The following is a 14,243-nucleotide window of genomic DNA, read 5'->3' on the forward strand; positions in this document are numbered from 1 at the left end:
TATATGAAGCCGGCGCGCGCGCGCCGGCGATCTCGGAAATCTGCGCCATCATCCACCTTGTCTCATCCGAATCGACACGAGCGACTCTAGCGAGTTTCCAGGAGGCGCAAAGCCTTGGCCGTCCGGGGCGCCAGCCGCCGGCTCACTCGCACCATAGCCGCAGGAGCGCGCCGGAATTCTTCACGAGCAGATCGCCGATCTCGTCGCGCCCATGGCGCTGCAGATAGCTTCGGTGCGCGTAATTCAGATCGCGCAGAATTCGGCGTTTCCCCTCGTCGCGGACGCGGCTTTCGATCCAGCCGACGCAGGCCAGACGGCTGCCGCGCGTGATTTTCTCCACGCGGTGGATCAGGCCGGTCGAATAGACGAAGACGCTGCCGATCTTCGGCTTGAGTTTCAGCAGCCCGTGCTCCTGTTCGATGACGAGTTCTCCGCCGTCGTAATGCGCGTGGTCTTCAAGAAACAGCGTAAACGAAAGATCGCAGCGGAATCCGTTCATAATCGCGGCGTCGGAATGGTTTTCGTAATACATGCCCTCGTCGTAGCGGTTCACCTGCATCGCGGCGATGCGCTTGGGAATGGCGTAAAAGTCGATGCGTTCGTCGCTCATCAGCCGATGCGCGATCGCGTCGAGAATCGCCCGTCCCTTGGTCTGATCCATTTGCATATTGTTCTTGGCGCCTGCCGCCATGCCGGTCGCCGTCGCGGCGCCGCCGCCAAAAGGCGTCGCGAGAATTTTCATGCGCAATTCGAGGCAGGCGGCGGCGTCGTAAAAATCATCAATCAGCAGCAAGGGCGAATCCTTCCGAGCGCGACAGGGCGCAGTCGACCCCTGCCGGTCGAATGTGACACGCGCGTTGCAAGGGCGGCCTCAGACGCGTCGCCGCACGCGCAGCTTGCCGACCCGCCGCGGATCGGCGTCGACGATCTCGAATTCGTAAAAATCGACGGGCGTCGGGATGATCTCGCCGCGCATCGGCACCCGGCCGGCGAGCCAGGCGACGAGGCCGCCCAGCGTCGTCACCTCGGCGGGCGTGTCTTCAAGCCTGAAGTCGACCCCCAGCCGCGCCGTGACTTCGTCGAGATCGGCGCGTCCATCGACGATGAAATCGCCGTTCTCCAGCTCGACGAAGCCGGATTCATCGACGACGTCATGTTCGTCCTCGATGTCGCCGACGATCATCTCCATGATGTCCTCGATCGTGACGAGGCCGTCGGTTCCGCCATATTCGTCGATGACGAGCGCGAGATGCGTCCGTGTCGCCTGCATGCGGATCAGCAGATCAAGCGCCGGCATCGAGCGCGGCACGAAGAGCACCGTCTTGAGTAAATTCGCCTGCGAGAGCGGCGCATCGAAGTCGATCTTTTTGACTTCCGACGCCGACGCATGGGAGCCTTCGCGCCGATCGGCGCAAAGCGCGATGTGATTGACGAAATCGCGGATGTGGACCATGCCGCGCGGATCGTCGAGCGTATCCGCGTAGACGGGCAGGCGCGAATGGCCGGCGGTGCGAAACAATTCCAGCGCCTCGCGCAACGGCGCATCGAGCGAAATGGCGATGATGTCGGCGCGCGGAATCATGGCGTCGTCGACGCGCATGTCGTGCAGGCCGAGGACGTTCTTCAGCAGCGCGCGCTCGTGCGGCGTCACGTCGCCGGCGGACTCATCAAGCCTGTCTTCGATGTCTTCGCGCACCGACGCCGGCGAAAAACCGAACAGCCCGCGCAACCTTTCGATAAGGCTCGGGCGTGGTCCATCGCCAGCGCGTCTTAATGGGATCGGATCGTCGGCGTTATCGTATGGCGTCGACATGCGCTTGGTTCAATTCGCTCCGCCCGCCGGCCCGTCAGCGTCCTCTGCATAGGGGTCAGGAAGCCCCAACGCCGTCGCAATCCTGCGTTCCAGCGCCTCCATCCGCTCGGCTTCGGCGGCGGTTTCATGATCATATCCGATCAGATGCAGAAATCCATGCGCGATCATATGGGCCGTGTGGGCGCGCAAAGGCTTGGCTTGCTCCTCGGCCTCTCTGGCGACGGTCTCGTAGGCGACGATGATATCGCCAAGCAGAGGCTTGCCTCCAAGCGGCCCAGGCGTCGGAAATGACAGGACATTCGTCGGCTGGTCCTTGTCGCGCCAGTCGGCGTTGAGCTTCCGGATCGCCGCATCGTCGCAGAATGTGACGCTGAGCTCGCACTCCGGCGCGAGGACGGCGCCGCTCTCGGCGAGACTCTGACGAGCGCACGCCTCCGCCAGATCTTCGAGATCTGCGACCTGCCGCCAGGCGGGGGCCGCGACATTCACGTCGATCACCAAGGTCAGCTGTCTCCGCGCGGCTGCTTGCTGGCGCGCGCGGCGCGCTCATAGGCGCCGACGATCTGTCGCACGAGATCGTGACGCACGACGTCGCCTTCCGAAAATCTCACCCGGCCGACGACGTCGAGATCGGAGAGCAGGGCGACCGCTTCCGACAGCCCGGATTTCTGTCCCGTCGGCAGGTCGGTCTGCGACGGATCGCCGGTCACGATCATCCGCGAGCCCTCGCCAAGGCGGGTCAGAAACATCTTCATCTGCATCGAAGTGGCGTTTTGCGCCTCGTCGAGCAAAATGCAGCTTCGCGTCAGCGTGCGCCCGCGCATGAACGCCAGCGGCGCGACTTCGATGAGGCCGGTCTGCATGCCGCGTTCGATCATTCGCGCATCCATGAAATCATGGAGCGCGTCATAGATCGGGCGAAGATAGGGGTCGACCTTCTCGCGCATGTCGCCGGGCAGGAAACCGAGGCGCTCGCCCGCCTCGACGGCGGGACGCGACAGGATCAGCCGCTCGACCGCGCCTTGCTCCATCAGCTGAACGGCGTGGCCCACCGCGAGCCATGTTTTGCCTGTGCCTGCGGGGCCTTCCGCGAAGACCAGCTCGTAACGCTTCAGCGCGCGCAGATATTGATCCTGCGCGGCGTTGCGCGCGCGCACGGAGCCGCGCTTTCTGGTCATGATCTGTTCGAAAGCGCCGCGCGCCGGCTCCGAATCGGGGAACAGGCTGCGCTGCCGCGCCGTCTCTTCGATGGCGCCGTCGACGTCGCCGAGCGTGATCGTCTGACCGAGGGCGACGCGCTCGTAGAGCGCTTCGAGCACGCGGCGCGCATGTTCGCAGGCCTCGGCCCGGCCCTTCAGTGTGACATGATTGCCGTTGGCGAAAGAGGCGATGCGCAATCGCCGTTCGATCTTGGCGAGGTTCTGATCGTAAAGCCCGAAGACGAGCGAAGCGTGACGGTTGTTTTCGAAGGCGAGCGTGATTTCCGCTTCCGGCTCAGTCGCTTCCGGTTCCCGCGCGGCGAGCAGCGGGTCGTCGATCGTCGTCAAGCCTTCGCCTCCTCCCTCAACAGCCGTCCGGCCAAGGAGTTCGAGCCCGCCGCGATGACCTTCACCCTCGCTTCACGGCCGATCGCCTCCATCGGACCTTCGACATGCACAGCCTGCATATAGGGACTCTTGCCGGCGATTTGCCCCTCGTGCCGCCCCGGCTTTTCGAAAAGCACGCCGACGTCCCGGCCGACAGTGGCGGCGTTGAAAGTCTGGCGCTGCGCTTCGAGCAGCGCCTGCAGCGCTGCGAGCCGTTCGCTCTTGACCGTCTCGTCGATCTGATCGTCGCGATCGGCGGCCGGCGTGCCCGGCCGCGGCGAATATTTGAAGGAAAAGCTCGAAGCGAAGCCGACGTTCCGCACCAGCGCCATCGTCGCCTCGAAATCGGCGTCGCTTTCGCCCGGAAAACCGACAATGAAATCCGACGACAGGGCGATGTCCGGCCGCGCCAGTCGCAGCCGCTCGACGATCGAGAGATAGGCGTCTGCGCCATGCTTGCGGTTCATCGCCTTCAGGATGCGGTCGGATCCGGACTGAACCGGCAGATGCACATAGGGCATGAGCTTTGGAATCGCGCCATGCGCGTCAATCAACGCTTGCGCCATGTCGACCGGATGACTTGTCGTGTAGCGCAGGCGCGTCAGCGCCGGGATTCGCGCCAGCCGATCGAGCAGGTCCGGAAGGCTCGACTCGCGGCCATGTTCGTCCAGCCCGCGGTAGGCGTTCACGTTCTGCCCGATCAGAGTGATCTCGCAAACGCCGCCGTCGACGAGCCGCTGGGCTTCGGAGACGATCTCCGCGACCGGCCGCGAGGCCTCGGCGCCTCGGGTGTAGGGCACGACGCAGAATGAGCAGAACTTGTCGCAGCCTTCCTGGACGGTGACGAACGCCGAGACGCCGCGCGCGCGGATCTGCGGCCGACTCGGCGCGGGGAGGGAGCGGAACTTGTCCTCGACGGCGAAATCCGTATCGGCGATCCGAGCGCCGCTTGCCGCCTGGCGCAGGAGTTCCGGCAGCCGGTGATAGCTCTGAGGGCCGACGACGAGATCGACGGCGCGCTGGCGCTTCAGCACCTCTTCGCCCTCGGCCTGCGCGACGCAGCCGGCGACGACGATCTTCATGTCGCGCCCTTGAGCGTTCAGCGCGCGTTTGGCGATCGCCAGCTTGCCGAGCTCGGAATAGATTTTTTCGGCCGCTTTTTCACGAATATGGCAGGTGTTGAGGATAACGAGATCGGCGTCGTCTTCGCTGGCGGTCTCGGCGTAGCCCTCGCGGCCCAGCAGGTCCGCCATGCGCGTGGCGTCATAGACGTTCATCTGGCAGCCGTAAGACTTCACCAGGACTTTGGATGGCTGTGTCGCCTCGGACCGCTGAGGCTTGGATCGCGTCTCAACCAGCTCTTTGACGTCAGTGACTATTTTTCTGCTCCATCGCTCGCCGCAGCGACTCGGGGCGCCAGCCGAGCGGCGACAGTATACGACATTTTTTCGCGTTCTGATCGCAAGATCTGTGGGGCGCTTTCAAATTTTCCGACCCCGGCCCGCCGCCGCTCCTGCGCCGACCGCCCGCGCAACGCGCACGGATCCCCGGTCGCCGCTCGGCGACACGTCCGACGCGAGACCAGAAGCGCCGCCTGGAGCCGCTCAGATCTCCAGCCGCAGGTTGATCGCTGCGCGGCGTTCGCCATTCGCGCGCTGATAGTAATTTTCGCGTCGCCCGATCTCCTTGAACCCTTCCCCGCCGTAGAGCTTCAGCGCCGCTTCATTGTCGTCGGCCACTTCCAGAAAGACGAGACGGGCGCCGCCGCGCTCCAGATTTTCCAGATGTCTTTCCAGAATGCGCCGGCCCAGTCCGGTTCCGCGGCGCAGAGGGTCGACGGCGAAGGTGAGGACTTCGGCGTCGGGCGGCGTCAGCCGCGACATGATAAATCCCCCAAGCTCGCCCTTGCGGCCCTCCGCCACCGCGCCGTCGGCGACGATATGCGCGTCGGTGAGATAATTTTCGAAATCGATTTTCGACCAGCCGAAGGCGAATGAGGCGCCATGCAGCCGCTCGCATTCGTCGGCGTGCTCCGCGCCGATGGGCTCAATGATGAATGTCGGCTTGGCGAAGAAAGATGAAAGCAGGGTCATGGCGCAAACTCACGCCTGCACGGCGGTGGCGGCGGCCGGGCGCGCGCCGGCGGCGCCCCCCTCCGTCGTCGCGGCGATGCCCGGATTGGGCTTTGAGGCCGGCAGGGTAACGTCCGGCTCCTTAAGATAAAGTGGCCGGGCGGGCGCCGTTTCCGGCTGCGCCGCGGCGCCGAGACGCGCCACGAGGGCGATGTCGGGCGCAGGCCGCTCGCTCGCGATCCTGACCTGGACCCCGCGCCCGCGCGCCTCCTTCGCGAGGAGCGGCGCGCCGGAGCCCGTCAGCAGCAGAGGGCCGCTCCCGAGCGCGCGCAGCGCTTCCAGCGCGCCCATGCGGCGCGGCGCCAGCAGCGGGCGGCCGCCCGGACCGAACGCGGCGACATAGACCTTCCCGTGACGCGCGTCGATCGCCGCCGCGACGACGCCGTCGAATGGCTGAATGATCAGCGGCGCCGCGAGCGCGGCGAGAGTCGAGACGCCGACGATCTCCGCCTTGCAGGCGAGCGCGATCGCCTGGCCGGCGGCGAGGCCGATGCGAATGCCGGTGAACGAGCCGGGCCCCACGGTGACGGCGACCCGATCGAGCGAGGCGAAGCCTCCGTCGACCTTGCTCATGACCCTCTTGATCAGCGGCAGCAGCGCCTCGCCGTGGCCGCGCTCCATGGCCGCCGATTCGGCGGCGATCGGCTCCGCCGCGTCATGATCCAGCACGCAGGCCGAAACGGCTGGCAGCGCGGTGTCGATCGCAAGGATTCGCATGATTCTGGATTATGACGTTTTTCGGAGCGCGATCAACGCAGTCTCACGACCCATCGCCTCTTATGCGGGCTCGACCGCCTTTACCTGCGGCAGAAAATGCTTGAGCAGGTTTTCGATGCCGTGCCGCAAAGTCGCTGTGGACGACGGACAACCGGAACAGGCGCCCTTCATCGCGAGATAGACGACGCCGTCCTTAAAGCCGCGGAAGACGATGTCGCCGCCGTCGCCGGCCACCGCCGGGCGCACGCGCGTTTCGATCAGCTCCTTGATCGTGGCGACGGTCTCCGCATCGGCGGCGTCATAGAATTCGCCGCCGGACTGCGCGGGCGCCGCGCCTTCGGTGAGGAGCGGCGCGCCGGAGGCGAAATGCTCCATGATCGTGCCGAGAATGGCGGGCTTGAGGTGCGGCCAGTCGGCGCCGTTCTGCGTCACGGAGACGAAGTCCGCGCCATACATCACCGCTTCAACGCCCTCAATCGAAAGCAGCGCCTGCGCGAGCGGCGCATGGGCGGCGGCGTCGAGCGAGCGGAATTCCATCGCGCCCTGGCCGAGGACCTCCTGGCCGGGAAGAAATTTGAGCGTCGAGGGATTGGGGGTGGCTTCGGTCTGGATGAACATCATGAGACTCCTGCGTCCGGTTCAAGGCCGGCGGGAAGTGCGCGAATATCACAAATCGGGCGTTTTGTGACGTTAGACGACATTACTTAAGCGCTTCGCCGCAGTCTTGCGAGACTCTTCGGCGCCAGCGCCCGAGGGCGACCACGGCCCAAACCGCCTCCACCAGGCCGAACGGCCAAGCCCCCTGGAGAAATCCGTAGACAGATCCGAGAGCGCATGCGGCGGCGAAGCCCAGCACGAGCCATTGGCTGCGTTCTTCCAGAGCGTATGTCAGCAGCATGGCGCTCACCGCGAACAGCCCGAACCATGTCAGCGCATCCATCAATCAAGCTCTCCAGGCGCTGACTTGCATTTGCCATGCCCGAACGAATCTCGCAGTGTCAATCAATGGATGAAAACGCGCTTATCGACGCCAACGAAGCCTATTACCGCGCCTTTGCCGCCCGCGACCTTGGCGTCATGAACGAGCTCTGGGCCGAGGAGGGCGTCTCCTGCGTTCACCCCGGCTGGCCGGCGCTTGTCGGGCGCATGCCCGTGCTCGCCTCCTATCGCGACATTTTTCGCAATCCAGGCCAGGAAGCCGTGACGGCGCGCGACCCGCAGACGCTGATCGAAGGCGCCGACGGCCGCGTCTTCTGCGTCGAGGAGGTCGGCGGCGGCCTGCTGCTGGCGACAAACTGGTTTCGCTGGAGCGGCGACCGCTGGCGGCTCGTGCATCATCAGGCGAGCGCGCTCGCGCCGCCGCCCACGCGGCGAGAAGGCAAGCGGTCGCTTCACTAGCGCGACGGAGCGGCGGCCGCGTTGTTTCGCGCGCCGGGCCGAGCTGGGGTGCGGTCCCGGCGCAGGAGCGTTGCGGCGCCTGCGCCTCTAATCCGCGGTTTCGCTGGTTTTTCTGCGGCTCGTCTTCTTCGGCTCCCGGCGCGGGCCTTCCACAAGCCGCACGACGACGCCCCAGAGCGTGCGCACGTCCTGTTCCGTCAGCCCCATGCGGTGGAACATGTTGCGCAGATTGCGCGACATGACCGGCTTTTTGGTCAGCGGACGAAAGAAGCCGCGCTTGTCGAGTTCGCCTTCGAGAAAATCGAAGAAGGCGAGCGTCATCTCCCGCGTCGCCGGCGGCGAACGTTCTTCGACCTCGAAGGGAATGGCGTCACCATGCGCGGCGCGAAACCATTCGTACCCGGTGAGCAGCACCGCCTGCGCGAGATTGAGCGAGGCGTAGGCGGGGTTGACCGGAAAGGTGAGGATGGCGTCGGCGAGGGCGACGTCGTCATTGTCGAGGCCGGTGCGCTCGGGGCCGAACAGCACGCCATGCTTCTCGCCCGCCGCCATGCGCGTCGCCGTCGACGGCATCGCCTGCGCCGGCGTCAGCACCGGCTTCATCTGGCCGCGTCCGCGCGCCGTCGCGGCGTAGACGAAGGAGAGATCTTCGATCGCTTCTCGGACGCTGTCGTAGAGCTTCGCGCTTTCGAGAAGATGCACGGCGCCCGCGGCCGCCGCATAGGCGCCCTTGCGATAGGCGCCGGTGCGCGGCCAGCCCTCGCGCGGCGAAACCAGGCGCAGATCGGAGAGGCCGAAATTGGCCATCGCCCGTGCGCACATGCCGATGTTGACGGCGAGCTGCGGACGCACGAGCACGACCGCCGGCCCTCCGGAAAAAGCCGTCTTGCTGCGATCCGTTCCCGCCCCGACCAACTCGCCTCCTCACATCAAAGCGGCGGCAAATTAGGGCGGAAAGGGCCCGGGGGGAAGGCCGCCGCGGCGTTTCGCGGAAGGCCCCTCGATTGCTACCCAAAACTTCCAGCCGAGGCTATAAGGCGCGCGGCATAAGAGGAGCGGGCGCATGCGGAAGATCAACGTTGCAAATCCTGTCGTCGAACTCGACGGCGACGAAATGACCCGCATCATCTGGGCCGCCATCAAAGCGAAGCTCATCCGGCCCTATCTCGACATCGATCTCATTTATTACGATCTCTCGATCCAGAATCGCGACGCCACCAACGATCAGGTGACGGTCGACGCGGCCTACGCGATCAAGGAGCATGGCGTCGGCGTGAAATGCGCGACGATCACGCCCGACGAAGCGCGGGTGAAGGAATTCCATCTCAAAGAGATGTGGAAATCGCCGAACGGCACGATTCGCAACATCCTTGGCGGCGTCATCTTCCGCGAGCCGATCATCTGCAGGAACGTGCCGCGCCTGGTGCCGGGATGGACGCAGCCGATCATCGTCGGCCGTCACGCATTCGGGGACCAGTATAAGGCGACCGACTTCAAAGTGCCCGGCAAGGGCCGTCTGACGATCAGGTTCGAAGGCGTCGACGGCGACGTCATTGAAAAGGAAGTCTTCCAGTTCCCGGGCTCGGGCGTTGCGCTGGCGATGTACAATCTCGACGACTCGATCAGCGAGTTCGCCCGCGCGACCTTCAATTACGGGCTGACGCGCAAATATCCGGTCTATCTGTCGACCAAGAACACGATCCTCAAGGCCTACGACGGTCGGTTCAAGGATTTGTTCCAGCAGATTTACGACGCCGAGTTCAAATCGAAATTCGAGGCGCTCGGGCTCACCTACGAGCATCGTCTGATCGACGACATGGTCGCGTCGGCGCTGAAATGGTCCGGCGGCTATATCTGGGCGTGCAAGAACTACGACGGCGACGTCCAGTCCGACACGGTGGCGCAAGGCTTCGGTTCGCTCGGCCTGATGACGAGCGTGCTGATGACGCCCGACGGCAAGACCGTCGAGGCCGAAGCCGCTCACGGCACCGTGACCCGTCACTATCGCGAGCATCAAAAGGGACACGAAACGTCGACGAATTCGATCGCCTCGATCTTCGCCTGGACGCGCGCGCTCGCGCATCGCGGCAAGCTTGATGCGAACGACGAGTTGATCCGCTTCGCCCGCACGCTCGAAGAGGTGTGCGTCGCCACCGTCGAATCGGGCTTCATGACCAAGGATCTCGCCCTGCTTGTCGGCTGCAATCAGAAATGGCTGTCCACGACAGGCTTCCTGGACAAGCTCGACGAAAATCTGCGCAAAGCGATGGAGTGAACGCGGCGCGAGTATCGATTGTAAGTGGCGCCGGTCGCGTCTATATAGGCGTCGCCTATGGGCCAATTAAGGATTCGCGAGATGGCGGTGGATCTGGAAGAAACGTATCAGCCTTCCGAAGACGAACCCTTCATGTGCGATCGGCAGCGCGAATATTTCCGACGTAAACTGCTGGCTTGGAAGGAAGACATTCTGCACGAAAGTCGCGAAACGCTCGCCGCTTTGCAGAACGAAAACGAAAATCATCCCGATCTTGCAGATCGCGCATCGTCCGAAACCGATCGCGCTATTGAACTGCGCGCGCGCGACAGGCAGCGCAAGCTCATCGCAAAAATCGACGCCGCGCTGACGCGTCTCGACGACGGCAGTTACGGCTATTGCGAGGAGACCGGCGAGCCGATCTCTCTCAAGCGTCTGGACGCGCGTCCGATCGCGACGCTGTCGATCGAGGCGCAGGAGCGGCACGAGCGGCGCGAAAAGGTCTATCGCGACGACTGAACCTAAACGTCGGCAGGGGATGAAAAATTAAAGGGCGTCGCCAACCGCGACGCCCTTTCTTTATGCCTTATTCCTTTTCGCCGGGGCGGCCGAGCAGCCGCGCCATTTCCGCCTCGAGCGAGTCGAGCGGATCCACGTCCGCCGGCGCTGGCGGCGGCGGCGGTGGCGGCGCCGCGGGTCTGGGCGGCGGCGGGGGAGCCGCGGGCGGCGGCGCTGCAGGTCTGGCGGCAGGCGGCGGAGGTGGCGGCGGCGGCGCAGGTCTCGCGGCGCCGGGCGGCGGCGGAGGTGGCGCCGCGGGTCTGGGCGGCGGCGGGGGAGCTGCTGGCGGCGGCTCCGCCGGTCTCGGCGGCAAGCCTGGCGGCGGCGCAGGAACGGCCGCCTCGGACGGGGGCGCAAGCGGCTCTTTCGAGCGCGGCGACAGGCGCTGCTGCGCGCGCGCAAGGAACGGCGGCGTCGCCGAACGGGGCGGAACCGGGCGCGGCGGCGGGGCCGCGGGGCTTGAGATCCTCGGACCTGGCGGCGGCGGAGGCGGTGGTGGCGGCGGCGGCGCGGCAGGCTTCGCCGGCGCTGGCGCGAAGAGGTCCGGCGGCAGATTGGCGGCCGCGGCGGCGGGCTGCTGCTTCGGCAGGGGCGCGTCGATCTCCCTTGGCGGCGCGGGGGCTGGTCCTGGCGGCCAAGCGCCGGCCGGCGGCGCGCCTGTCCGATGTTCCGGCGCGCGGCTGGCGACGCCTTCGAGCCGGTCGATCGTCGCTTCGACCAGGATGTCGTTGGGGCCGCCAATCAGAAGCAGATGTTCGGCATTGTCGCGCCGCACAATGACGAGCTGTCGCTCCCGGTCGAGGTCGAAGACATCGACGACGTCGAGCCGGCGGGCGCGATTGCGGCCGCCGGGCGCGCGTATGCGGCGGCCGAATAACAGGCGGAAAATATAAAGCAGGAGCACCGCAGCGACGAGGAACGCAACGAGCGCTCCGAGCGCCGGCAGCAGTTGAGTGAATCTATCTGGCATGAACGGCTGGTCTCTCGTTCGAACGCGCGTGAACCTTGCCAAATTAACAGCTTCTCTGGCAAGCGCCGAAAAAAGGTTAATGAATGGTTAATGTTTGACGAATCAGCGTCTCTCTCAGAGATCCGGCGTTGCTATTATTGGCGTCCACGGCCATTGTTTTTAGATGATTCTTTATGCGTCGGAAGAGTAAACATCGGCGCGCCGGCGTCAGCATGGCCGTCGCGATCGGCGATTTATGGCGCGGATGGTTAAGAAATGACCGACAGGACGGGATCGTCGGCCCTGGAGCGAAGCGAGAGGCCTCCGAATGTTGGGCTCGCGCTCGCGCTCGTCATCGGGTTGGTCGGCGCCGTCGCGGCCTACTATCTGACCCCTTCGGATCTTGCGCCGCGCGTCACCGTTCTCGCGCTGGCGATCTTCGGCGTCGCCGGAATCTTCTTTCTCTTCGCCTATGCGGTCGGATTGATTCAGTTTTCCGGGCGAGTCGCTGGCGCTGACCTCACCAAGCTCATCGCCGACACCTCCGGCGAAGGGTTGCTCGTCACCAGAGGCGACGCGCGCATCGTCTACGCCAATGACGCCTATCGGGCGATGTGCGGCGCGAAAGCCGCGTCCGAACTTCAACTCGTCGAGCGGCTGTTCTCCGGGCCGCCGGAAGTTTCGGAGGCGATCTACAGGCTGGCGCAGGCGGCGCGCGCCGGCGTGTCGCAGAGCGAAGATTTGCGGCTTTCGCCGCCGCTCTCGGGGCAAGGGTCGGTCGGTTGGTATCGGATCCGCGTCCGGCCGCTGCCCGCGTCCGGAGGGCGCTTCTGCTTGTGGGCGGTAGCCGACGTGACCGCCGACCGACAGCGGCAGGAGAATGTCTTTCAGGAGCTCCAGCACGCGATCGACTTTCTCGATCACGCGCCGGCCGGATTTTTTTCCGCGACCCCGGACGGCGCCGTTTCTTATATGAACAAGACGCTGGCCGGCTGGCTGGGCTACGATCTTACCCAGGTCGGCTCCGGCGGCGCGACGCTGTCCTCCATCGTCGCCGATAATGGCGCGGCGCTTCTCGCGGCGATCTCCGGCGCGCCGGGCGACGTGCGCGCGGAGCAGATCGACCTCGACCTGCGCTGCCGCAACGGCAGGTCGCTTCCGGTGCGGCTGCTGCACCAGGTCGCGTTCGGTCAGGACGGCGAAGCAGGCGCCTCGCGCACCCTGGTGCTCAACCGGGCGTCGGGCGAACAGCCCGAAGAAAATCTGCGCGCCGCCGAGGTGCGATTCGCCCGTTTCTTCAACTCCACGCCGATGGCGATGGCGACGCTCGACGCCGACGGGCGCGTGCTGGCTTCGAATGCGGCTTTCGCGAAACTGCTGCCGCAGGCGCTCAAATCGGGGCAGGGCAAGGCCGCGGCGCCCTGGTCGGTGCTGGCGGGGCTTGGCGAACGCGACGGCGCCGCGCTGCGCGCCGCAATCGAAGACGCGATCGAGGGCAAGGGCGAAGTGCTTCCGGTCAATGTTGTCTTCGAGGAAGACGCCGGCGCCGCGCCGCGCTCGGCGCGGTTCTTCGTCTCCTCCGCCGAGGACGCCGGCAAGAGGGGCGCGATGATCTATGCGCTCGACACGACCGAGCAGCGCAAGCTTCAGGAGGAGTTCGCCCAATCGCAAAAGATGAATGCGGTCGGCCAGCTTGCCGGCGGCATCGCGCATGACTTCAACAATATGCTGACGGCGATCATCGGCTATTCGGACCTGCTGCTTTCCAGCCATCGGCCGACCGATCCGGCCTTCCGCGACATTCGGCAGATCAAGGAAACCGCCAACCGCGCCGCCGGGCTGACGCGCCAGCTGCTTGCCTTCTCGCGCCGGCAGACGCTGCGTCCGCAAGTCCTGCAGCTCGGCGACGCGCTGTCCGAAGTGCAGAATCTCCTGCGCCGCATCGTCGGCGAGAAAAACGAACTCGAACTGCGTCTGGGCCGCGATCTCTGGTTCGTGAAGGCCGACATCACCCAGTTTGAGCAGGTGATCATCAATCTCGTCGTCAATGCGCGCGACGCCATGCCGGAGTCGGGCGGCCGGGTGCAGATCCGCACGGGCAATGTCGCCGCCGCGGCCTGCGCCTCCTTCGGCGAAGCGACGCTGCCGTCGGCGGATTACGTGCTCGTTGAGGTCGAGGATACGGGCGGCGGCATTCCCGCCGATGTGAAGGAAAAAATCTTCGAACCGTTCTTTACGACGAAGGAGGTCGGCAAAGGCACGGGCCTTGGCCTGTCGACCGTGTTCGGCATCATCAAGCAGTCGGGCGGCTTCATCTTCGTCGACAGCGAGGTCGGGCGGGGGACCGTTTTCCGCATCTTCCTGCCGCGATACGTGCCGGAGGAGAAGGAGACCGCGCAAAAGACGGATTCGCCCAAGGCCGCCACGGACTACACCGGGCAGGGCGTGGTGCTCCTGGTCGAAGACGAAAACGCCGTTCGCTCGATTGGCGCGCGCGCCTTGAGTTCGCGCGGATTTACGGTGCTCGAAGCGACCACCGGCATGGAGGCGCTCGAAGTCGTCGACCGCGTCGACGGCAAAATCGATCTCATCGTATCGGACGTGGTGATGCCGGAGATGGATGGCCCGGCGATGTTTGCGGAACTGCGCAAGCGCGGCGTCGCGGCCAAGGTCATCTTCGTTTCCGGCTACGCCGAAGAGGCGTTCGCCAAGAATCTGCCCGACGGCGACTTCGGGTTCCTCGCCAAGCCGTTCTCGATCAAACAGCTGATCGAAACCGTGAAGGCGCATATGCCCTGACGCCGCGGGACGCGGCGCGCCGCGATGGCGGCCGCCT

At 65.3% G+C, this 14,243-nt stretch carries 15 protein-coding genes; 4 read left to right on the top strand and 11 right to left on the bottom strand.

Annotated features, from left to right (window positions below; genetic code table 11):
- Nucleotides 1-142: 142 nt before the first annotated feature.
- From AB7F41_RS11770 to AB7F41_RS11810, 9 genes are all read right to left on the bottom strand, one after another.
- Entirely contained in the window at nucleotides 143-793 is a 651-nt protein-coding gene (locus tag AB7F41_RS11770) for a Fe2+-dependent dioxygenase (protein WP_428380329.1), read from the bottom strand.
- A gap of 78 nt (nucleotides 794-871) precedes the next feature.
- A complete protein-coding gene (locus AB7F41_RS11775; RefSeq protein WP_428380328.1) occupies nucleotides 872-1,729 on the bottom strand; it encodes a hemolysin family protein in 858 nt (285 codons plus the stop codon).
- A gap of 93 nt (nucleotides 1,730-1,822) precedes the next feature.
- Nucleotides 1,823-2,314, bottom strand: coding sequence for an rRNA maturation RNase YbeY (ybeY, locus tag AB7F41_RS11780; RefSeq protein ID WP_428380326.1), 492 nt, complete (start codon nucleotides 2,312-2,314; stop codon nucleotides 1,823-1,825).
- A gap of 2 nt (nucleotides 2,315-2,316) precedes the next feature.
- Complete coding sequence (locus AB7F41_RS11785; RefSeq protein WP_428380325.1) at nucleotides 2,317-3,360, bottom strand: PhoH family protein; 1,044 nt, start codon at nucleotides 3,358-3,360, stop codon at nucleotides 2,317-2,319.
- Nucleotides 3,357-4,700: a tRNA (N6-isopentenyl adenosine(37)-C2)-methylthiotransferase MiaB gene (gene miaB, locus AB7F41_RS11790; protein ID WP_428380551.1), complete on the bottom strand. Its 1,344-nt coding sequence runs from the start codon at nucleotides 4,698-4,700 to the stop codon at nucleotides 3,357-3,359. The genes AB7F41_RS11785 and miaB overlap by 4 nt, the downstream gene beginning before the upstream one ends.
- A 303-nt stretch (nucleotides 4,701-5,003) precedes the next feature.
- On the bottom strand, nucleotides 5,004-5,492 hold the full coding sequence (locus AB7F41_RS11795) for a GNAT family N-acetyltransferase (protein ID WP_428380324.1): 489 nt from the start codon (nucleotides 5,490-5,492) through the stop codon (nucleotides 5,004-5,006).
- Between the two features lie 9 nt (nucleotides 5,493-5,501).
- Nucleotides 5,502-6,248, bottom strand: coding sequence for a tRNA (adenosine(37)-N6)-threonylcarbamoyltransferase complex dimerization subunit type 1 TsaB (tsaB, locus tag AB7F41_RS11800; RefSeq protein WP_428380322.1), 747 nt, complete (start codon nucleotides 6,246-6,248; stop codon nucleotides 5,502-5,504).
- A gap of 60 nt (nucleotides 6,249-6,308) precedes the next feature.
- Nucleotides 6,309-6,866, bottom strand: a complete 558-nt coding sequence (locus tag AB7F41_RS11805) for a NifU family protein (RefSeq protein ID WP_428380320.1) — start codon at nucleotides 6,864-6,866, stop codon at nucleotides 6,309-6,311.
- An 82-nt stretch (nucleotides 6,867-6,948) separates the two neighbouring features.
- The gene (locus tag AB7F41_RS11810; protein WP_428380319.1) at nucleotides 6,949-7,188 is read right to left on the bottom strand and encodes a hypothetical protein; all 240 of its coding nucleotides are present in this window, start codon (nucleotides 7,186-7,188) and stop codon (nucleotides 6,949-6,951) included.
- A gap of 65 nt (nucleotides 7,189-7,253) precedes the next feature.
- Here AB7F41_RS11810 and AB7F41_RS11815 point away from each other — a divergent pair, with 65 nt between their 5' ends.
- A complete protein-coding gene (locus AB7F41_RS11815; RefSeq protein WP_428380317.1) occupies nucleotides 7,254-7,646 on the top strand; it encodes a nuclear transport factor 2 family protein in 393 nt (130 codons plus the stop codon).
- An 87-nt stretch (nucleotides 7,647-7,733) separates the two neighbouring features.
- On the opposite strand, the gene AB7F41_RS11820 is transcribed toward AB7F41_RS11815, so the two are convergent.
- Nucleotides 7,734-8,561: an RNA methyltransferase gene (locus AB7F41_RS11820; RefSeq protein ID WP_428380316.1), complete on the bottom strand. Its 828-nt coding sequence runs from the start codon at nucleotides 8,559-8,561 to the stop codon at nucleotides 7,734-7,736.
- Between the two features lie 148 nt (nucleotides 8,562-8,709).
- Here AB7F41_RS11820 and AB7F41_RS11825 point away from each other — a divergent pair, with 148 nt between their 5' ends.
- Both AB7F41_RS11825 and dksA read left to right on the top strand, forming a co-directional pair.
- Nucleotides 8,710-9,921, top strand: a complete 1,212-nt coding sequence (locus AB7F41_RS11825) for an NADP-dependent isocitrate dehydrogenase (protein ID WP_428380314.1) — start codon at nucleotides 8,710-8,712, stop codon at nucleotides 9,919-9,921.
- Nucleotides 9,922-10,002: 81 nt separating this feature from the next.
- Entirely contained in the window at nucleotides 10,003-10,419 is a 417-nt protein-coding gene (gene dksA, locus AB7F41_RS11830; protein ID WP_409980936.1) for an RNA polymerase-binding protein DksA, read from the top strand.
- Nucleotides 10,420-10,486: 67 nt separating this feature from the next.
- Here the strand turns inward: dksA and AB7F41_RS11835 are convergent, their stop codons facing one another.
- Entirely contained in the window at nucleotides 10,487-11,428 is a 942-nt protein-coding gene (locus AB7F41_RS11835) for a hypothetical protein (protein ID WP_428380312.1), read from the bottom strand.
- 255 nt (nucleotides 11,429-11,683) lie between these two features.
- Between AB7F41_RS11835 and cckA the strand changes: the two genes are divergently transcribed.
- A complete protein-coding gene (gene cckA / locus AB7F41_RS11840; RefSeq protein WP_428380310.1) occupies nucleotides 11,684-14,206 on the top strand; it encodes a cell cycle histidine kinase CckA in 2,523 nt (840 codons plus the stop codon).
- Nucleotides 14,207-14,243: the final 37 nt, after the last annotated feature.

This window comes from Methylocystis sp. (assembly GCF_050251305.1).
GTDB lineage: Bacteria > Pseudomonadota > Alphaproteobacteria > Rhizobiales > Beijerinckiaceae > Methylocystis.